Annotated in this window: 22 protein-coding genes; 10 read left to right on the top strand and 12 right to left on the bottom strand. The window is 63.4% G+C overall.

Annotated features, from left to right (window positions below; all coding sequences use genetic code 11):
• Positions 1-260: 260 nt before the first annotated feature.
• Both rocF and WH265_RS01585 read right to left on the bottom strand, forming a co-directional pair.
• Positions 261-1,247, bottom strand: coding sequence for an arginase (gene rocF, locus WH265_RS01590; RefSeq protein ID WP_339557108.1), 987 nt, complete (start codon positions 1,245-1,247; stop codon positions 261-263).
• Positions 1,231-2,319 carry an ornithine cyclodeaminase gene (locus tag WH265_RS01585; RefSeq protein ID WP_339557107.1) on the bottom strand — a complete coding sequence of 363 codons (1,089 nt, stop codon included), beginning with the start codon at positions 2,317-2,319 and terminating at the stop codon, positions 1,231-1,233. The genes rocF and WH265_RS01585 overlap by 17 nt, the downstream gene beginning before the upstream one ends.
• A 163-nt stretch (positions 2,320-2,482) precedes the next feature.
• Between WH265_RS01585 and WH265_RS01580 the strand changes: the two genes are divergently transcribed.
• Positions 2,483-2,908: an Lrp/AsnC family transcriptional regulator gene (locus tag WH265_RS01580; protein WP_339557402.1), complete on the top strand. Its 426-nt coding sequence runs from the start codon at positions 2,483-2,485 to the stop codon at positions 2,906-2,908.
• Positions 2,909-2,920: 12 nt separating this feature from the next.
• Here the strand turns inward: WH265_RS01580 and WH265_RS01575 are convergent, their stop codons facing one another.
• Positions 2,921-3,610: a DUF4336 domain-containing protein gene (locus tag WH265_RS01575; protein ID WP_339557106.1), complete on the bottom strand. Its 690-nt coding sequence runs from the start codon at positions 3,608-3,610 to the stop codon at positions 2,921-2,923.
• Between the two features lie 117 nt (positions 3,611-3,727).
• On the opposite strand from WH265_RS01575, the gene WH265_RS01570 reads away from it, so the two are divergent.
• Positions 3,728-5,008 carry an NAD(P)/FAD-dependent oxidoreductase gene (locus WH265_RS01570; RefSeq protein ID WP_230776782.1) on the top strand — a complete coding sequence of 427 codons (1,281 nt, stop codon included), beginning with the start codon at positions 3,728-3,730 and terminating at the stop codon, positions 5,006-5,008.
• A 43-nt stretch (positions 5,009-5,051) separates the two neighbouring features.
• Here WH265_RS01570 and WH265_RS01565 read toward each other — a convergent pair whose 3' ends face one another.
• Positions 5,052-5,642 (bottom strand): PAS and helix-turn-helix domain-containing protein, encoded by a 591-nt coding sequence (locus tag WH265_RS01565; RefSeq protein WP_021025868.1) that lies wholly within the window; start codon positions 5,640-5,642, stop codon positions 5,052-5,054.
• A gap of 91 nt (positions 5,643-5,733) precedes the next feature.
• Between WH265_RS01565 and WH265_RS01560 the strand changes: the two genes are divergently transcribed.
• The 6 genes from WH265_RS01560 to mnmH all read left to right on the top strand — a co-directional run bounded on the left by WH265_RS01560 (position 5,734) and on the right by mnmH (position 10,593).
• Positions 5,734-6,435 (top strand): CoA transferase subunit A, encoded by a 702-nt coding sequence (locus WH265_RS01560; RefSeq protein WP_021025867.1) that lies wholly within the window; start codon positions 5,734-5,736, stop codon positions 6,433-6,435.
• 10 nt (positions 6,436-6,445) lie between these two features.
• Positions 6,446-7,084 carry a 3-oxoacid CoA-transferase subunit B gene (locus WH265_RS01555; protein WP_021025866.1) on the top strand — a complete coding sequence of 213 codons (639 nt, stop codon included), beginning with the start codon at positions 6,446-6,448 and terminating at the stop codon, positions 7,082-7,084.
• Between the two features lie 163 nt (positions 7,085-7,247).
• On the top strand, positions 7,248-7,994 hold the full coding sequence (locus tag WH265_RS01550) for an aldolase (protein WP_339557105.1): 747 nt from the start codon (positions 7,248-7,250) through the stop codon (positions 7,992-7,994).
• Positions 7,995-8,102: 108 nt separating this feature from the next.
• Positions 8,103-8,717 carry a helix-turn-helix domain-containing protein gene (locus tag WH265_RS01545; protein ID WP_339557104.1) on the top strand — a complete coding sequence of 205 codons (615 nt, stop codon included), beginning with the start codon at positions 8,103-8,105 and terminating at the stop codon, positions 8,715-8,717.
• Positions 8,710-9,240 (top strand): GNAT family N-acetyltransferase, encoded by a 531-nt coding sequence (locus tag WH265_RS01540; RefSeq protein WP_339557103.1) that lies wholly within the window; start codon positions 8,710-8,712, stop codon positions 9,238-9,240. The genes WH265_RS01545 and WH265_RS01540 overlap by 8 nt, the downstream gene beginning before the upstream one ends.
• 300 nt (positions 9,241-9,540) lie before the next feature.
• The gene (gene mnmH, locus WH265_RS01535) at positions 9,541-10,593 is read left to right on the top strand and encodes a tRNA 2-selenouridine(34) synthase MnmH (RefSeq protein WP_339557102.1); all 1,053 of its coding nucleotides are present in this window, start codon (positions 9,541-9,543) and stop codon (positions 10,591-10,593) included.
• A gap of 13 nt (positions 10,594-10,606) precedes the next feature.
• Here the strand turns inward: mnmH and WH265_RS01530 are convergent, their stop codons facing one another.
• The 4 genes from WH265_RS01530 to WH265_RS01515 are packed head-to-tail and all read right to left on the bottom strand — an operon-like array spanning position 10,607 to position 12,612.
• Complete coding sequence (locus WH265_RS01530) at positions 10,607-11,290, bottom strand: DUF1294 domain-containing protein (protein WP_339557101.1); 684 nt, start codon at positions 11,288-11,290, stop codon at positions 10,607-10,609.
• A complete protein-coding gene (locus tag WH265_RS01525; protein WP_312988312.1) occupies positions 11,280-11,786 on the bottom strand; it encodes a DUF523 domain-containing protein in 507 nt (168 codons plus the stop codon). Before WH265_RS01525 ends, WH265_RS01530 begins: the two co-directional genes overlap by 11 nt.
• Entirely contained in the window at positions 11,780-12,223 is a 444-nt protein-coding gene (locus WH265_RS01520; protein ID WP_339557100.1) for a hypothetical protein, read from the bottom strand. The genes WH265_RS01525 and WH265_RS01520 overlap by 7 nt, the downstream gene beginning before the upstream one ends.
• The gene (locus WH265_RS01515) at positions 12,220-12,612 is read right to left on the bottom strand and encodes a GFA family protein (RefSeq protein WP_339557099.1); all 393 of its coding nucleotides are present in this window, start codon (positions 12,610-12,612) and stop codon (positions 12,220-12,222) included. The genes WH265_RS01520 and WH265_RS01515 overlap by 4 nt, the downstream gene beginning before the upstream one ends.
• A gap of 386 nt (positions 12,613-12,998) precedes the next feature.
• On the opposite strand from WH265_RS01515, the gene WH265_RS01510 reads away from it, so the two are divergent.
• Positions 12,999-13,637 (top strand): C40 family peptidase, encoded by a 639-nt coding sequence (locus tag WH265_RS01510; RefSeq protein WP_339557098.1) that lies wholly within the window; start codon positions 12,999-13,001, stop codon positions 13,635-13,637.
• 220 nt (positions 13,638-13,857) lie between these two features.
• On the opposite strand, the gene WH265_RS01505 is transcribed toward WH265_RS01510, so the two are convergent.
• The 4 genes from WH265_RS01505 to WH265_RS01490 all read right to left on the bottom strand — a co-directional run bounded on the left by WH265_RS01505 (position 13,858) and on the right by WH265_RS01490 (position 16,915).
• The gene (locus tag WH265_RS01505) at positions 13,858-14,460 is read right to left on the bottom strand and encodes an isochorismatase family protein (protein ID WP_021025856.1); all 603 of its coding nucleotides are present in this window, start codon (positions 14,458-14,460) and stop codon (positions 13,858-13,860) included.
• 114 nt (positions 14,461-14,574) lie between these two features.
• Positions 14,575-15,126 (bottom strand): hypothetical protein, encoded by a 552-nt coding sequence (locus tag WH265_RS01500; protein WP_021025855.1) that lies wholly within the window; start codon positions 15,124-15,126, stop codon positions 14,575-14,577.
• 79 nt (positions 15,127-15,205) lie between these two features.
• Positions 15,206-15,451, bottom strand: a complete 246-nt coding sequence (locus WH265_RS01495; RefSeq protein ID WP_021025854.1) for a GlsB/YeaQ/YmgE family stress response membrane protein — start codon at positions 15,449-15,451, stop codon at positions 15,206-15,208.
• 264 nt (positions 15,452-15,715) lie between these two features.
• On the bottom strand, positions 15,716-16,915 hold the full coding sequence (locus WH265_RS01490) for an amino acid aminotransferase (protein ID WP_021025853.1): 1,200 nt from the start codon (positions 16,913-16,915) through the stop codon (positions 15,716-15,718).
• 144 nt (positions 16,916-17,059) lie between these two features.
• Here WH265_RS01490 and uvrB point away from each other — a divergent pair, with 144 nt between their 5' ends.
• Entirely contained in the window at positions 17,060-19,153 is a 2,094-nt protein-coding gene (gene uvrB / locus WH265_RS01485; RefSeq protein WP_339521217.1) for an excinuclease ABC subunit UvrB, read from the top strand.
• The last annotated feature ends 97 nt before the right edge of the window (positions 19,154-19,250 follow it).

The raw sequence follows: 19,250 nt of genomic DNA, 5'->3' as shown, positions 1-19,250 counted from the left end.
CCGATGAATATAACGGTTTCCATGGTTTTTTATTATGAACGCCTTGGGTCTGCCCAGCACGCTTGCGCCGATTGAATATCCGCAACGCGGTGATTGAGAAAAACCACACACACCGCAGGCGCGCGGAGCGGACGGGCGCAAGAGAAGGCAGACAGGGGCCATTACAGCATTGCTTCCCAAGCCATGGCCGTCAGACAATGCCTACAAGCGTTCGCGCTGATCAGGCGGCATGCGCGGGCAGAGGCCCGCGCCGTCAGTGCTCAGCCGCGCACATCCTTGACCAGGGTGCTTTTGCCAAACAGGCTCTGCACCAAGTCCACCACCAGCTCTGCAGTCTGGTTGCGCAGGTCGAGCGCCGGGTTGAGCTCGACGATATCGATGGAGCCCAGAAGGCCGGTGTCGGCAATCATCTCCATGCACAGCTGCGCTTCGCGGTAGTTGGGGCCACCGCGCACGGTGGTGCCGGTGCCGGGGGCAATCTCGGGGTCGAGAAAATCCACATCAAAGCTCAGGTGCAGATGGGTCTGGCTCGGGTCACAGCCGGCCAGCGGCGCCAGCGCGCGCAGCATGGTTTCGCGCATGCCCAGCTCATCGATGGCGCGCATGTCGAACACATCGATGTTGTGGGTCTTGATCAAATGCTTTTCCTGCGCATCGACACTGCGCAGCCCGATCTGGCACAGCGACTGCGGGCCCAGCGCCGGTGCAAAACCGGCCAGGTGGGTGAGTTCGCGCGGGCCCAGGCCCGAGAGGCAGGCCACCGGAATGCCATGGATATTGCCCGAGGGAGAAGTCTCGGGCGTGTTGAAGTCCGCATGGGCATCGAGCCAGAGCACAAAGAGGCGCTTGCCGGTGTCGCGGCAGTGGTGCGCCACGGCGCTGATCGAGCCGACCGCCAGGCTGTGGTCGCCGCCCAGCATCAAGGGCATGCGGCCTGCCGCCAGCTGCCCGTGCACGGCATCATGCACCGCCTGGTTCCAGGCAACGGCTTCGGCAAAGTTGCGCAGATCGCCATGCCCGGCATCGCGCGGCTTGCGCTGGTTGGCCGGGCCCGCCAGGTTGCCCAGGTCGCGCACCTCGCAACCCAGCTCCGTCAAGGCGGGCCCCAGCTGCGCCACGCGCAAGGCATCGGGCCCCATCGCGGCGCCCAGGCGCCCGGCACCGATGTCGGTGGGCACGCCGATCAGGCTGATGGGGGTGGCAGGGGTGTGCAGCGGCGCGGCGCTCAGGTCAGGCAGGGATGGCATGGCGGTGGGCTTGGGCGGGGTCGTTGGGGCGGGCGGGCGGCAGCAGCAGCTCAAACAGGTTTTTGGGATTGCGCAATTGTGGCAGCAGCGCCAGCGGTTGCAACAGCTGGTGCTCGCGGGCCAGCGCATGCATATAGCGCAGCGCGGTGTAGTCCTCCAGCGCAAAGCCGACCGAGTCGAATACTGTTATTTCGTCCTCGTGCTGGCGGCCCGCTTGCTCGCCGCGCAGCACCTGCCACAGCTCGGTTACGGCAAAGTCCTCGGGCATATGCTGGATCTCGCCTTCGATGCGGCTTTGCGGCGCAAATTCAACGAAGACCTGGGCGTCGGGCAGGATTGCCGCATCCAGCTCGGTTTTTCCGGGGCAGTCGCCGCCGACCGCGTTCAAGTGCATGCCGGGCTGCACCATCGCGCGGCTGACGATGGTCGAATTGGCCTTGTCGGCCGTGACCGTGGTGACGATATCGGCCCCTTGCACCGCCTCGGCCGCGCTCGTGCAGCGCTGCAGCTGCACGCCGGGGAGCTGCGTCCTGAGGTTGTGGATGAGCTTGTCGGTGGCGGCAGGGTCAATGTCAAACAGGCGCAGGCACTGGATGCCCAGCAGGCCTACAAAGGCCAAGGCTTGGAACTCGCTCTGCGAGCCATTGCCGATCAGCGCCATGGTTCGGCTGCTGCGCCGCGCCAGCAGCTTGGCGGCCATTACCGAGGTGGCGGCAGTGCGCAAGGCGGTCGTCAAAGTCAGTTCGCTGAGCAAAATGGGCGCGCCGGTGTCGGCCCGCATCAGCGCGCCAAAGGCCATGATCGACGGAATGCCCAGCTGCGGGTTCTTGGGGTGGCCATTGACATACTTGAACGCGAAGTGGCTGGCATCGGCCACGGGCATCAGCTCCATCACGCCGTCTGGGGTGTGCTGGGCCAGGCGCGCAGTCTTGTCAAAGTCTTGCCAGCGCGAGAAATCCTGCTCCAGTGCGCTGACCAGGCCGCGCAGCAGTTCGGTCAGGCCCACACGCTGCACCAGCGTGGCGGCGGCATCGGTGCTGAGAAAGTCAACTTGGCCGGGGTGGTTTGTCATGGTGGTGGCTCCTGGTTTGTCGTTATCGCTGCCCGCTGCGCAAGCCCCAAGGCGGTGCCGCAGCGTCTGCAACCAGTGTCTGTCCAAGCGCCCATAAAGCAAAGTGCAAAAAATGGTAGAAAATGACAGGATTCAGAGCAATTAGTCAGGCTGCATTGTGCATATCGATAATATTGACCAAGCCTTGATCAGCCTGCTGCGCCAGAATGCGCGCGAGAGCGTGGCCACCTTGGCGGGCAAGCTGGGCGTGTCGCGCGGCACCGTCACCAACCGCATGGAGCGCCTGGAGCGTGATGGCCTGATCGTCGGCTACAGCGTGCGCCTTCGGCCCGATGTGCAACCCGACGTGCTGCGCGCCTGGATGAGCATCGAGATCACTGGCAATGACACGCGGCGCGTGATGGCGTCCTTGCTCGGCGAGCCCGGCGTCGCCGCGCTGCACAGCACCAATGGCCGCTGGGATCTGCTCGCCGAGCTGCAGGTGGCCAGCCTGGAGGCGCTGTCCCAGGTGCTGGAGCGCATTCGGCTGATCAAGGGCATCAGCAACAGCGAGACCAGCATCCACCTGGAGAGTTTTCGGGTGTCCTGAGCGATCTTCTGTTCAGGGCTTGTCGCTCAGCAAAAATGCCAGCGCCTGCTGCAGTTGCTGCTGAGCGTCTTCAGTGATGAGCGCATCATGGGCCAGCACCAGGCGCTGCACCGGCCAGGCGCAGATGCGGGTAGCGGCCGCGCTGGCAGCGACCCGGTCGCGGATTGCGAAGCGCAGCGCGCGCGGCATGGCCAGGCGGCTGCGCGTGCCATTGAGGCTATTGAAGAGGCGCGCCGACAGCGACAGATCCTGCGGGTAGTACTGCAGCACATCGGTCACGACCAGGCTGGCGCTGGGCTGGTGCAGCCAGACGCATTCATTCAGGATGGGCAGGCCCGCAAACGCCTGCATCTGCAAAGCGGGCTGCCAGGCTGCCGGCAGTGCCTGGTTCAAGCTGTGCAGCTGGGGCAGATCCGGGCGCTTGGCCGCGAGGCCCGCTGCGCCCCATAGCGCTGCCAGCGGGTAATGCGCCTGCCATGCACCGGCAAACAGGTGGTGCATGCGGTTGGGCGCAACGATCCAGCGCACATCGCCCAGGGCATCCAGCGCTGCGCGCAGCGTGGGCGCGGGCGCAATGGGCGAATGCAGCCACAGCGCGCCACCGGGCAGGCGTACCACGGTCATGCGCGTGCGCACCGGCAGGCCGTGTACGCTGATCTGTTGGGTGGCGCTCCAGAGGTCGTTGGTGATCCGTTCAAGCATGGTGGGCCTGGTTGCAGTGGAGGGGAATGCCTTGGATTTTCATTGTGAATCCGGGCGCGCAGGTGCAGAAAATCTGGCAATGGTCAACAATGGCAGCCATCTTTTGAGGAATCGTACATGCACTATGACGTGGTGATTGTGGGCGGCGGTGCAGGTGGACTGGAACTGGCCGCACAACTGGGGCGCAAACTGGGCGCGCGCGAAGGGCGCGAGCGCGTCTTGCTGGTGGACAAGATGCCTTTCCACATCTGGAAGCCCACCTTGCACGAAGTGGCGGCTGGCACGCTCGATGCACACCAGGAAGGCCTGTCCTACACCGTGCTGGCGCGCCGCAACCATTTCAGTTTTGCGATGGGCGAATGCATGGGGCTGGATGCCGCCAAGCAAAGCATTGTGCTGGCACCGGTGATCAACGATGCCGGCAAGCAGGTGGTGCCCGAGCGCGTCATCAGCTACCAGCATTTGGTGCTGGCGATGGGCAGCGGCTCCAATTCTTTTGGCACGCCCGGGATCGAGCATGCCTATTTGCTCGAGAGCGTGCGCGATGCGCAGCGCTTCCATGCCGACTGGCTTGGCGCCTGCGCACATGCCTCGTATGCCGAGCCGCGCTCGCTGGCCGTCGCCATTGTGGGCGCCGGAGCGACCGGCGTGGAGCTGTCGGCCGAGTTGATCGAGGCGCACCAGATGCTGCTCGAGAGCCTGTCGGACAGCCAGCGCTTTAGGCTCGATATCAGCCTGATCGAAGGCGGCGAGCGCATTCTGGGCGGACTGCCTCCGCGCATCTCGGAGCAGGCCCGTGTGGCGCTGGAGCGCAAGGGCGTGCGGGTAATGACCGGCACGCGCGTGCAGTCGCTGGCGCAGGGCCAGGTGATCACCTCCAACGGCGAGGTGCCGGCGGATCTGATCGTCTGGGCCGCGGGCATCAAGGCAGCCGACAGCAATGCGCGCCTGGGGCTGGAGGTCAACCGCATCAACCAGTTTGTTGTCGATGACCACCTGCGCACCAGTGCCAGCCGCATCTATGCGATGGGTGACTGCGCCGCTGCCACCTGGACCGAAGGCAAGACCGTGCCGGCCCGTGCGCAGGCGGCGCACCAGCAGGGCAGCTATTTGTGCAAGCTGCTGTTTGCGGCGCTCAAGGAACGCTCGTTCAACGAAGTGTTTGTCTACCAGGACTTTGGTTCGCTGGTCTCGCTGGGCGACAACAAGGGCGTGGGCAATCTGATGGGCGGGCTCTCGGGCAAGAACTTCTTTGTGCAGGGCCTCATTGCCAAGTGGATGTATATGTCCCTGCACCTGATGCACCACCGCGCCATATTGGGCACCGGCAAGACGGCGGTGCTGGCGCTGGCCCGTTTGCTGCAGCAACGCGTATCGGGCCGCATGAAGCTGCACTGATGCGCAACTGCCTGGCAGGTTCAGGCAGTTTTTTGCGTGGCGTTCAGATATCGTCCGGGCCCAGCACGATATCGAGCGAGCTGCCGCCGGCCAGCAGCTTTTGCACCAGCTCGGCCGATGAATCTGCGCCATATTTGCGCATCAGCCGGGTGCGGTAGATCTCGACCGTGCGGTGGCTGATGCCCAGGCCCCGGCCAATTTCCTTGCTGGTCATGCCTTCGAGCAGGTGGGCGGCCACTTCGCGTTCGCGGGCGGTGAGCTCGGCGCGCACCGGGCGCAGCGCGCTCAAGTCCTCAAAGCTCCAGACGCCGCCTTCATGCGGGTCCTCGCGGTTGAAGGCGCGGCCCATCACATGGCACCAGAACATCTCGCCATTGGCGCGCTTCATGATGCGGTTGTCCGAGTACAGGCCGTGTGCGCCCATGATGGGGGCGATGCGCCGGCCCAGGCGCTCGAACTCGTCGGCACTGGGGTAGAGGATCTGGAAGGACTGGCCCATCATCAGCTCGCGCGAGGTGCGGAACATGTCGCAGACCTGCTCATTGCAGTCGATCATGACCCGCCGGTGGGACACCACCAGGCCCACAGGCGCCATTTCGAAGGCTTGTCGGTAGTCGAGTGGTGTCACTGCCATGGCAAAAATTGTCCCCTTTACGAAATACTACGTATCCTAATACGTAGTATGCTTGATTGGCGAAACAAGCCCTTCTTATCAGGAGACAAGTGTGAACAAGATCTACCCCAGTGCTGCGGACGCGCTCAAAGGCGTGGTGGCAGACAAGCAGTTAATGGCCGTGGGCGGCTTTGGCCTTTGCGGGATTCCCGAGGCCTTGATCGAAGCGCTGCGCGACAGCGGTGTGAAGGACCTGACGGTGGCATCGAACAATGCCGGTGTGGACGGTTTTGGCCTGGGCAAGCTGCTGGAGACGCGCCAGATCAAGAAGATGATCGCGTCCTATGTGGGCGAGAACAAGGAGTTCGAGCGCCAGTACCTGGCCGGCGAGCTGGAGCTGGAGTTCACCCCCCAGGGCACCCTGGCCGAGAAGATGCGCGCTGGCGGCGCCGGCATCCCCGCCTTCTTCACCAAGACCGGTGTGGGCACGCAAGTGGCCGAGGGCAAGGAGCTGCGCGAGTTTGATGGCGAGACCTATGTGATGGAGCGCTCCATCGTCGCGGACGTGTCGCTGGTCAAGGCCTGGCGCGCGGACAAGAGCGGCAACCTGCAGTTCCGCCTGACGGCACGCAACTTCAACCCGGCAGCAGCGACCTGCGGCAAGGTCTGCATCGTCGAGGTCGAGGAGATTGTTGAAGTCGGCGCCTTGAAGCCCGACGAGATCCATCTGCCGGGCATCTATGTGCACCGCCTGGTGCTCAACGCCACTCCCGAGAAGCGCATCGAAAAGCGCACCATTACCGAAAAGCACTAAGGAGCCAGTCATGCCTTGGACCCAAGACCAAATGGCCGCACGTGCGGCGCAAGAGCTGGAAGACGGCTTCTATGTGAACCTCGGTATCGGCATTCCTACCTTGGTGGCCAACCACACCGGTGACAAGGAAGTGTGGCTGCAATCGGAAAACGGCATGCTGGGCATCGGCCCCTTCCCAACGGAAGAAGCCATCGACGCCGACTTGATCAATGCCGGCAAGCAGACGGTGACGACGATTGCCGGCTCGTCCATCTTCAGCTCGGACCAGTCCTTTGCGATGATCCGTGGCGGCAAGATCAACCTGTCCATCCTGGGCGCCATGCAGGTGTCTGAAAAGGGTGACCTGGCCAACTGGATGATTCCAGGCAAGATGGTCAAGGGCATGGGCGGCGCGATGGACCTGGTCGCCGGCGTCAAGCGCGTCATCGTGCTGATGGAACATGTGGCCAAGAAGAAGGACGGCACCACCGACTTGAAGATCCTGAAGGACTGCACCCTGCCATTGACCGGCGTGGGCGTGGTGGACCGCATCATCACCGACCTGGGTGTGTTCGATGTGGTGCCCGAAGGCCTGAAGGTGGTCGAGCTGGCTCCCGAAGTCAGCTTTGACGACGTGCAGTCCAAGACCGGCGTCAGCCTGATCCAGTAAGCGCAGCCGCCCAGCCCTTGCGGGCTGGCACAGCACGAGCGGGCCCGCCCATCGGCCGATGGCGGGCTTTTTTATGGGCGGGCAGCGGCTGTCGCTTTCCCCATTGCCGGGCCAGGGAGCAGACGACATACTGCGCATATCCCTGCAAAGAATCTTCAGCCCCATGAACGCTCCCTTCGCGCCCGCCGATCTCTCCCACCCTTTGTTTATCCGCCCCGATGTGCTGCGCATGCGGCAAGACATGGCGCTGGCCTTGCGGGCTGCTGCGCATTTTGGCCTGGGGGAGGGCGTGTGCAACCATTTCAGCATGGCGCTGCCCGATGGCCAGCATTTTCTGCTGAACCCGCGCGGCCTGATGTGGAGCGAGATCCATGCGGATGATGTGGTGATGGTCGATGCCCAGGGCAGCGTGGTCGCTGGCGGCCATGTGGTTGAGCCGACCGCAATGTTCATCCATGCCGCCGTGCACCGCATTGCACGCAAGACCTGTGTGCTGCACACCCATATGCCCTATGCCACCGCCTTGACCCTGACCACGCAGCGCGCGCTGGACACCACCCTGAGCCAGAACGCCATGCGCTTCCATGGCCGCCTGGCCATCGATGCGCAGTACAACGGCTTTGCACTGGACGACAGCGAAGGCGCGCGCATTGCGCAGGCCATGCAGGGCGCGGACATCAGCTTTTTGGGCAACCACGGCATCATCGTCTGCGGCGAGCGCATGGACTATGCCTTTGACGACCTGTACTACCTGGAGCGCGCCTGCCAGGCCCAGGTGCTGGCGCAATCGACCGGTGTGCCGCTCGCGCCCTGCGATCCGGCGCTGGCTGCGCGCGTGGCCGAGCAGGCCAATGGCGAGCGCCTGCAGTCGACGCTGTTTTTTGAGGCGCTGCGCCGCCAGATCCCCTGATATTCCCTGCATATTTCTCTTGAGATTCGCGCCGCTTGCCATCCGGCAGGAAGTGCGCGTATGTTGAAAATCCAATATACAGGAATTAATTTCTGTTAAAGTGGATGCATGACGGTTGACGAATTGCTCTCTACCAAGGTGCGTGCCCTGCGCAAACAGCGCGGCCACACCTTGGAGGTGCTGGCCCAGCGCAGCGGTGTCAGCCGGTCGATGATTTCTTTGATCGAGCGCGGGCAGACCAGTGCCACCGCCGCAGTGCTGGGCAAGCTGGCCCAGGCCTTGCAGGTGCCGCTGGCAGCACTCTTTGCCGATGACCGCCAGGCGCAGGCGCCGCAGCCCCTGGCGCGCGCAGCTGCCCAGCCGCGCTGGCGCGACCCTGCAACCGGCTATGAGCGCCGCCAGCTGAGCCCGGTGGGGTTTTCTGCGCCGTTTGAGATGGTGGAGGTGGTGTTCCCGCCCGGCCAGCGCGTGGCCTTTGACAATGGCCTGCGCAGCCAGCCGCTGCACCAGCAGCTGTGGCTGCTGCAAGGCGAGCTGCAGCTGAGCCTGGGCATGCAAAGCTGGCATTTGCAGGCGGGAGACTGCCTGGCGATGGTGCTCGACCAAACCCTGGTATTTAGCAACCCCGGCCCCGAGCCCGCCCGCTATTTGCTGGCGCTGGCGGCGCTGGGTGATAGCCTGCCGGCCTTGCCTGTGGTTTTTCCTGGAGAGATGGATGACTGAGAGACACTGGGTGCGCTGCACCCACGACCGGCATGCGCCGGCAATTTTGGCGATTCTGAACGACGCCATCGTCAACAGCACGGCGCTGTATGACTACCAGCCCCGCAATGCGGGCAATATGCGTACCTGGTTTGACGCCAAGCTCAAGGGCGGCTACCCGGTGATTGGTGTTGAGGATGCCGCCGGCGAGCTGTTGGGCTTTGCCAGCTATGGCGCCTTCCGCGCCTATCCGGCCTACAAGTACACGATGGAGCATTCAGTCTATGTACGCGCCGACCAGCGCGGCCAGGGCCTGGGCCTGCAGCTGATGGAGGCCATCATCGACGAGGCGCGCAAGCAGGATGTGCATGCACTGGTGGGCGCGATCGATGCGGACAACGCCGGCTCGATCGCCTTGCATGAGCGGCTGGGTTTCAAGTCCGTCGGCCTGATGCCCCAGGTGGGCTTTAAATTTGGGCGTTGGCTGGACCTGGCCTTGTACCAGTTGCTGCTGCAAACACCGGCGAATCCGGTAGACGGCTGAGGCTGCTGGGCGCGCACCGCTGGGCGCGCACTGCTGGCCGTGCGCCACTCGCCGTGCGCCACTGGCCGCGTGCCACTGGCCGTGCACCACTAGCCGTGCGCCACCCACAGCAGCCCACGCTGCCATGGGATAATCACTTTTTTCGCGCAGCGCAGGCCCGGCGCTGGTCAATCGACCGCACCGGCTTGCGATGGCTGTATCGAGGCTCGATCACTCTGCGCAGTGGCCGCGCAACCTCTGGGTTGCCCGCGGCACTTGCCCTGATCCTTGGACTGGCACTTCGCTGCCAGCATCTGCCTTATGTCCCATCGCCAGCCTGTTCGCATCAGCGACATCCACAAGTTCGACACCATTGTCGACGCCCGCTCCCCTGCCGAATTCGCGCTGGACCGCATTCCCGGAGCGATCAACTGCCCGGTGCTCAGCAACGAAGAACGCGCCCAGATCGGCACCATCTACAAGCAAGTCAGTCCCTTTGAGGCCAAGCGCCTGGGCGCTGCCTATGTGAGCGCCAATCTGGCCCGCCACCTGCACGATACCTTCCATGACCGGCCCGCGAACTGGAAGCCGCTGGTCTATTGCTGGCGCGGCGGCCTGCGCAGCGGCTCGATGGTGACCTGGCTGCGCCTGGTGGGCTGGGATGCGCAGCAGCTGGCCGGCGGCTACAAGGGCTTTCGTGGCCATGTGATCGAGCGGTTGGAGTCGCTGGTGCCGCGCCTGCGCCTGCAGGTGCTCTGCGGCGCCACCGGCAGCGCCAAGACCCGGGTGCTGCATGCGTTGGCCGAGCAGGGCGCGCAGGTGATTGACCTGGAAGGCTATGCCAGCCACAAGGGCTCGCTGCTGGGCCAGCTGCCTGGCGTGGAGCAGCCAAGCCAGAAGCACTTTGAGACCTTGCTGGCCACGCAGATCGGCCAGTTCGATCTGGAGCGCCCGGTGTTTATCGAAGGCGAAAGCGCCAAGATTGGCCGCATTTCCGTGCCGATGGCCCTGGTCGAGCATATGCGCCAGGCGCCGGTCATCGAGGTGCAGGCATCCGCACAAGCCCGCCTGGCCTATTTGCTGCGCGACTATGCCTACCTGGGTGCCGATGCCGGTGTGCTGGCCACCAAGCTCGGTTACCTCAAAGAGCTGCAAGGCAAGGAAGTCGTGGGCCGCTGGCAAGGCTGGGCGGCGCAAGGCGAGCTCGCGCCGCTGTTTGCCGAGTTGATGGACCTGCACTACGACCCGCATTACGAGCGCAGCCAGGCGCGCAATTTTGTCCACTGGGCCGCGCGCCAAAGCCTGCAGACCGATGACCTGTCGGATGCGCGCATTGGCGAGTTGGCCGCGCAGATCCGGCAACTGGCTGTTTAGGCCTGATTGGGCATCAGAACGTTGGCAGCCCGAATCGCTGGCCCAGTGGCGAAAAAAGCAGGCACAGCGCCACCAGGTTGAGCAGCACCGTCAGCCAGAACACCTGCAGAAAATCCCGCTTGCTGGATTTGTGGCGCAGCCAGCGCTGGGCCAGCAAGGCGCCCGGCCAGCCGCCCAGCAAACCCAGCAGCCACAAGTGCTTCTCCGGGGTGCGCCAATGCCCTTGCTGCGCGGCAGCCTTGTCCCAGGCATACCAGGCAAAGGTGACCAGCGAGGCCAGCAGATACCAGCCTGCAGCGCGCCAGGTGGAGCCAAAGCTCAGGCCGAGGACCAGCAGCAAAGCGGCCAATGCGGGGATGAACAGCAGGGCTGCGCCGCCGGATGGGCCTGATCTGGCAGTGCTGGCAGCCTGGCGCTGAGGGCGCGTGGCTGCGGCCCGTGGGCGAGCGGCATGTGGTGATGGCGATGCTGCTGCGGCTGGTGCGCCCGCGCCCAGCACACGGGCGCGGCTGGCCCGGGGTTTGTCGCCTGCGGGCTTGTCCAGCACATAGCTCAGCCGCTGGCGGGCTTGGGGCCGGGCGGCAGGGTTTTGGAAGGCGGAGATATGCACAAACACCTGGGGGCCGCCGCCATCGGGGGCGATGAAGCCAAAGCCGCGCTCATCGTTCCAGGATTGCAGGGTGCCTTCAAGCAGCATAGGCCTCCAGCTGCGCAGCGGCTTCTTCCCATTGGTTCTCGCTGAAAACGGCAACACCCGCCTGGCGCAGCAGGCTGCAGGCCAGGCCTTCGCCGGGCACGGTGCGGCCGGCAAACTGCCCGTCATAGACCTGGCTGGAGCCGCAGGTCGGGCTGAACTCCTTGAGCACCGCGACGCGGATGCCATGGCGCTGCACCAGTTGCAGCGCCAGGTGCGCGCCATGCACAAAGGCGTCGGTCACATCGTTGCCCGCGCTGTCGCGCACCTGGGCGGCATGGCGCAGCACCGCGATGCTGGTGCCGCCAACGATTTCGGCGGGCAAGCGGGGCGTGGGCAGGCCAGCAGCCATCTCGGGGCAGAGGCTCACCACCTGCTGCTGCGCCAGCCAGCGGTCAAGCACCGCATGCTGCGCCCATTTGTGGCTGCCGTCATAGCGCACGGGTTGGCCGAGCAGGCAGCCGCTGACCAGCACCTTGGGGAGCGCGGGCCTCAGCATGCCAGCAGCTCCACCTGCTGGGCCTGCGCGCTGGCCTCGCAGCGCATGCTGCTGCCGCTCAGCTGCAATTGCAGCCCATTGGCAAATTGCAGCTGCAGGCTGAGCGCCTCTGCCTGGTAATCACTGGGCACTGGCAGCGTGCTGAGCCGTTGCTGGCCTAGCTGCAGCCAGCCGCCGGCCAGCAAGCCAAAGGCTTGCGTTTCGTGTGCGAGTGTGGGCGGGCAGGGGGTCAGCACCAGGCGCAGGCCATTGCTGTAGCAGCGCTGGGTCTCACTCCCCTGGCGCTCGCTGATCAGTGCGGCTGAGAATTCGATGCTGCAGCCTTCCGCAGTGGGGTGGATGCGGCTGATTTCGGAGTCGGCAAATTCAAACTGGCGAGGCATTTGGCGATTGTCGCAGACCCAGGCTGCGGCCTGCAGCAGATCTGCTGCGATCATGCAGCCCCGGATGGCGCCACGCAATCAGCCAGCCAGGGCATCGCTGATGCGGTCCAGATCTGCCGCTGTGGCGGCAGCTGCGCGCGCTCTTCCACGCAGCCCAGGCGGATGACCACGAACTCCGGGTTCTGTGCGGCGCAGCCATACAGCGGCGTTGCGCAAACCGGGCAGAAGACCTGGTCGCGGCGCTGGCCGCTTTGCGCGGTCTTGGTATAGGTCTGTACCGTGCCCTGCAGCGAGAAATCAGCGATTGCTGCCTTGACGATGGCGCGCATCGGTGCGCCAGACAGCACCTGGCAGTCGCTGCAATGGCAAACGCAGACCTGGCTGGGGTCGATCAAGGCAGTAAAGCGTACCGCTTGGCAATGGCAAGCACCGTGGATGAGCATGGGCAGGACCTGGAAGGAGGTGGACGAGGGGAGCTGTCTTTGTACTGCATCACAGCTGCCCCGTGTGCGCCTGGGTGGCATGACTCTTGCATAACTGTCAACAAGCGAAAGCGGATCAGTTCGGCAAGCTCTGTAGGAATATCTTTACAGTTTCTGGTGCAGTAACTATGGTTGCATATAGAAACAACCAAGGGTTCTGTGTGAAAGCTTGATGAATTGCGGAAAATCAATAAAAACAATTGGTTATGGAGTAGTTAAGCCAAAGCTCATGCATAATTTCACAAAGTTCCACGGGAAAACCCCGGTAATTTGGGGAATAACTGGTTTGGATTTTGTTACATATTTATGAATTGTCTTCAAAATAAACCGTGCTAAAGTCGCCCGCTATGTCACCGAAATGGATTTGCACCCTCATCGTCGCCGCGTCTGTCAGCGCACATGCCGCCCCCGAGAGCGAACAGAAGCCATCCGATCTGGATTTGCTGCTGGGCATTGGCCAAAGCAGTCTGTCCAAGCTCGATTCGGTGCATCACCAGGTCAAGGACCAGGCCAATGTGCTGATCAGCAATGCGCTGAGCCTCATTGGTGTGCCTTACCGCCGTGGCGGTAACAGCGCAGAGACGGGCTTTGACTGCAGTGGTCTGGTTCGCGCTGTGTATGCGGAGAGCTGGGGCAAGATCCTGCCGCGCCGCGCAGAAGAGCAGGCTGCTGCGACCGACAAGATTGAAAAAGCGGAGCTCAAGCCCGGTGATCTGGTGTTCTTCAACACCATGCGCCGGGCTTTCAGCCATGTGGGGATCTATATGGGGGATGGCAAGTTCATCCACTCGCCCCGTACCGGCAAGACCGTTCGGGTCGAGAGCATGGATATTGCCTACTGGGAAAAGCGCTTTGACGGCGCCCGCCGTGTGGAGCTGAGCGACGAGGCGCGCACCAAGCTGATGCAGCAGGTCAACCTCGATGGTGCGGAAGCGCAGGACCTGATCGGCCGCGTGATGTCCAAGGCCAATATGCGCGTGAACTGAGCGCCAAGTCATCTGCAGCAGGCGCTGCAAGCGAACCAAGCTTCCTTCGGGAAGCTTTTTTGTGGCCTGCGCGGTGCCGGTTGGCTGCCCTGTAGTGTGCGGAGACGGATATAAGTCCTGCACCCCCTCTATATAGAAGCGGCACGGAGTACCGGCGTAAAAAAGGCTGCCTCTGGGGCAGCCTGGGTGGGCGACTGGCTGGACAGGATCCAGCAAGGTCTTACTTGACCATCTGCAAGATTTCGCGGAAGTCTTCGTGCTCGCAACTGCGCAGCCATTCGAAGATGACCATTTCGGTGGTGACCAGCTCAGCGCCGGCGCCGGCCAGGCGGTCAAAGGCGGCATCGCGGTTGCGCTCGGTGCGGCTGCTGCAGGCATCGGTGACCACGCAGACATCGAACTCGTCTTCGAGCAGCTCCAGCGCGGTTTGCAGCAGGCAGACATGGGCCTCGCAGCCGGCAATGATGATGCTGTTGCGCTCAGGCGCGGCTTGCTGGGGCTTTTGCAGGTGCTTGGGCAGGCTGCGGGCATTGCCGCCCTGGGGCTTGGCGGGAGGGCGCAGCCATTCGTTCAGGCCCTCTGGCACGGCGCTGAAGAACATCTTGGCCAAGGTCTTGTTGCACAGGCCGCGCAGCTGCGCAGCATTGGGGCCGAGCTTGCTGGGGTTTTGCTCGGTACCAAACACGGGCACCTGCAGCTGCTGGGCTACCTGGGCCAGCAGGGTGGCGTTCTTCAACACCTGCGCGCCATCAAAAATGGCGGGCATCAGTTTTTCCTGGTAGTCAACCAGCACCAGCTGGGATTCTTCAAAGTCTATAAGCATGCCGCATTTTACCCGTGGCGGCGAGCGGCTGCTGTGGCGGCGTGGCGCAGGCGTGGGAGGGGAGGGAGAAATGCACTGGCGCGCGGCGCAGCGCCGAGCCAGCCGGGCGCAGATTTAGCGCTTGTCCTGGTCCAGCGCAGGCGCATAGACCACCGGCAGCACAATCCCCGCTTCATGCGCCACGCGCACGCAGTCGCGCAGGTGCTGCTCGCCCAGGTAGCGCAAGGTGGCGTAGCCCAGGGCGGCCGATACGGCCTGGCCGGCAATCGGCACATACTTGCTGGCCTGCTGCACCGTCAGGCGCATGCCCAGTGCCTTGGCGCCGCGCATGATCACATCCTTGGTGATCAGCTTGCCCACCAGCACGCCGCCGAGCATGTTGACGGTGTTTTGCACCTTGGCGCGTTTGGCAGGGGTCAGGCGCGCAATCTGCTCGTCGCTCAGGCCAAAGTAATTGCTGATTTGCGGAATCAGCCGCGACAGCAAGGCCGCATCCACCGCCATGTCAAGCCCGGGCACCGGTGTGGCGCTGGCCAGAGCGGCCATCAGGGCTTTGCGGTGCAGCAGCTTTTGGGACTGCTCAACCGCCTCCAGCAGCGCAGGGTTGCCGGTCTGGGCGGCCAGTTGCAGTGCGGAGAGGGGGCGGGGCTTGCGTCCAAGTTTCATGGGGGTCAGGAAGTGAGGTCAAAAGCGGAAAAAAACCTGCGGCAGCGGGTGGCCCCGGCTGGCGCAGGCTGCCGGGTGCTTAGCGCTTGCGGACCAGGCCGTAGAGCACCAGCAAGATGATGGCGCCGACGATGGAGGCGATCCATCCTGCTGCCTGGCCTTCCTGGTACCAGCCCATCGCCACGCCGGCGTAGGTGGCCAGCAGCGAGCCGGCAATGCCCAGCAGGATGGTCATGATCCAGCCCATCTTGTCGTCCCCGGGCTTGATGGCGCGTGCAATGAGGCCAACAATCAGGCCGATGAAAATGGTTCCAATGATGGACATGCGTGGTTCTCCGTTGAGCTGTGAACGCCAGTGCCTCGGGTTGAGGCGGCCCTGGCCAATACGCCCTGAAGCGTACCAAGGCACTTTAAGGCTGTTTGTAGGAGAAGGCTTCAAATCCTGCGGCTTTACGTCATAAACAACGGTGAACTGGCGCTGTCATGCGTATGAAAAAAGCAGCCGGTGCCGTTGCCGGCGCGGGCTGCTTTTGGCCGGACCTGGCCGGACCGGGCCGCGAAGGGCCCAGTCCGGAGGGCGGTCAGAGAATTAAGCGACGACCTTGGCGATCGATGCGCAGACGTGCTCGATGTTCTTGCTGTTGAGCGCAGCCACGCACATGCGGCCGGTGTCCGTGCCGTACACGCCGAACTCGGAGCGCAGGCGCACCATCTGGTCCTTGCTCAGGCCCGAGTACGAGAACATGCCAATCTGGGTGGTGATGAAGCCCATGTCTTGCTTCACGCCAGCGGCCTTGAGGCCGTCCACCAGCTTCTGGCGCATTTCCTTGATGCGCACGCGCATCTCGCCCAGTTCCTTTTCCCACAGCGCGCGCAGCTCGGGGTTGTTCAGCACGGCGGCTACCACGGCACCACCGTGGGTCGGTGGGTTGGAGTAGTTGGTGCGGATGACGACCTTGAGCTGGCTCAGCACGCGGCTGGCTTCTTCCTTGTCAGTGGCAACCACGGACAGCGCGCCCACGCGCTCACCGTAGAGCGAGAAGCTCTTGGAGAACGAGGTGGACACAAAAATGTTCAGGCCCGCAGCGATGAACTTGCCGATCACGGCGCCGTCTTCGGCGATGCCGTGGCCAAAGCCTTGGTAGGCCATGTCCAGGAAGGCGACCAGGTTCTTGGCCTTGACGACTTCGATGACCTTGTCCCACTGGGCGGCGCTGATGTCGTAGCCGGTGGGGTTGTGGCAGCAGGCGTGCAGCACCACCACGGTGCCAGCGGCGGCTGCGTTCAGGTCGGCGATCATGCCGTCGAAATCGATGGCGCGGTTGGCCGCGTCGTAGTAGCGGTAGCTGGCCACTTCAAAACCGGCGTTCTGGAAGATCGCGCGGTGGTTTTCCCAGCTGGGGTCCGAGATCAGCACCTTGGCTTGGGGGTTCAGGCGCTTGAGGAAGTCCGCACCAATCTTCAGGCCGCCCGTGCCGCCCACGGCTTGCACGGTGGCCACGCGGCCGGAAGCCACGACTTCGGAATCCGCGCCGAACACCAGGGCCTTGACGGCGTTGTCATAGGCAGCGATACCGTCGATAGGCAGGTAGCCACGGGGCGTGGGCTTGTCCATCATGGCTTTCTCTGCGGCCTGCACGCACTGCAGCAGCGGCAGCTTGCCGTTGTCGTCGAAATACACACCCACGCCCAGGTTCACTTTTTGCGGGTTGGTGTCGGCGGCATACTGCTCATTGAGACCCAGGATGGGGTCGCGTGGGGCCATTTCGACGGAAGAGAAAAGAGACATGTGTAGTCCTTGGTAGGTAGAAATCTGGCTTTGTACCCCCAAATGCCAAACAAGAGGCCATCGCCTCCACCGCAATTTTGCAGTACGCTTTGGGGTTAACCCCGTATTCTAGCGACGCCCGCTCGCGCGTGGCATACCCGACCTATGCACGAAGTCACTCCAGAGGCACCCCGCGAGGGGGAATTCATCCAATATCCGGGCTCGCCCTTCACCTTGTTCCAGCCGTATCCGCCTGCGGGCGACCAGCCGGCAGCCATTGATGCGCTGGTGGAAGGCATTGATGACGGTGAGGCCTTTCAGACCTTGCTGGGCGTCACGGGCTCGGGCAAGACCTTCACGATGGCCAATGTGATCGCGCGCACCGGGCGCCCGGCCATCGTGTTTGCGCCCAACAAGACGCTGGCCGCGCAGCTGTACAGCGAGTTCCGCGAGTTCTTTCCGAAGAACGCGGTGGAGTACTTCGTCAGCTACTACGACTACTACCAGCCCGAGGCCTATGTACCCCAGCGCGACCTGTTCATCGAAAAGGACAGCGCCATCAACGAGCACATCGAGCAGATGCGGCTGTCGGCCACCAAGAGCGTGCTCGAGCGCCGCGACACCATCGTCGTGGCCACCGTCTCGGCCATCTACGGCATCGGCTCGCCCGAGTCCTATACCAAGATGCGCTTTATCCTCCGCGTGGGTGATGAGCTGAGCCAGCGCGATGCCATCGGCCAGCTGGTGCGCATGCAGTACAAGCGCAATGATGCAGATTTCTCGCGCGGTACCTTCCGCGTGCGGGGCGACACCATCGATGTGTTTCCGTCCGAGCACAGCGAGATGGCGGTGCGTATCGAGCTGTTTGACGACGAGGTCGAGAGCCTGCAGCTGTTTGACCCGCTCACCGGCCGCGTGCGCCAGAAAGTGCCGCGCTTCACCATCTACCCCAGCAGCCACTATGTGACCCCGCGCGACCAGGTGCTGGTGGCCGTCGAGACCATCAAGGAAGAGCTGGCGCTGCGCCTGAAGCAGCTGGTGGGCGAGGGCAAGCTGGTGGAAGCCCAGCGCCTGGAGCAGCGCACCCGGTTCGACCTGGAGATGCTGACCGAGGTGGGGCACTGCAAGGGTATTGAGAACTACAGCCGCCACCTCTCGGGCGCGGCGCCGGGCGATCCGCCGCCGACGATGACGGACTACATGCCCAAGGACGCGCTGATGTTTCTCGACGAGAGCCACCAGATGATCGGCCAGCTCAATGCCATGTACAACGGCGACAAGGCGCGCAAGACCACCCTGGTCGAGTATGGCTTTCGCCTGCCCAGCGCCTTGGACAACCGCCCGCTCAAGTTTGGCGAGTTCGAGCAGCGCATGCGCCAGGTGGTGTTTGTCTCGGCCACGCCGGCCGAGTACGAGAAGACCCATGCGGGCAAGATCGTCGAGCAGGTGGTGCGGCCCACCGGCCTGGTCGATCCCGAGGTGGAAGTGCGCCCTGCGACCCACCAGGTCGACGATGTGCTGCAGGAAATCCATGCCCGGGTGAAGGTGCAGGAGCGGGTGCTGATTACCACGCTGACCAAGCGCATGGCCGAGCAGCTGACCGAGTACCTGACCGACAACGGCGTGAAGGTGCGCTACCTGCACTCCGATGTGGAGACCGTCGAGCGCGTCGAGATCATCCGCGATCTGCGCCTGGGCACCTTTGATGTGCTGGTGGGCATCAACCTGCTGCGCGAAGGCCTCGATATCCCCGAGGTCTCGCTGGTGGCCATCCTGGACGCCGACAAGGAAGGCTTTTTGCGTGCCGAGCGCAGCCTGATCCAGACCATTGGCCGTGCAGCGCGGAACATGAACGGCAAGGCGATTCTCTATGCCGATCGCATCACCGACTCGATGCGCAAGGCGATGGACGAGACCAGTCGCCGCCGCGAGAAGCAGATGGCCTTCAATGCGGAGCATGGCATCGTGCCGCGCAGCATTGTCAAGCAAGTGCGTGATTTGATCGATGGCGTCTACAGCACCAAGGCCAGCGACGACATGGACCGCGCCCAGCAGGTGGCGATGAGCCGCGCCCAGGTCGAGGACATGTCCGAGAAAGAGATTGCCAAGGAAATCAAGCGCCTGGAAAAGCAGATGCTGGAGGCGGCGCGCAACCTCGAATTCGAGGCCGCAGCCCAGGCCCGCGACCAATTAACCATATTGAAACAAAGGGCTTTTGGTGGGGCCTCTCCAGAGGCAGGGAATACCCGCAGCCTCTAGGGATGTCAGTTTCTGTAAGTAATCTTTGCTTACCCGAGCGAATTCAGGGGGCATTGTGCTATACTGACACAAATTACTCAACAACAAGAAAAAAGCC

The organism is Comamonas sp. MYb396 (assembly GCF_037479555.1).
Taxonomy (GTDB): Bacteria; Pseudomonadota; Gammaproteobacteria; order Burkholderiales; family Burkholderiaceae_C; genus Comamonas.
Note: the sequence above shows the minus strand (reverse complement) of the source record. Positions and strands in the feature narration are given on the sequence as shown.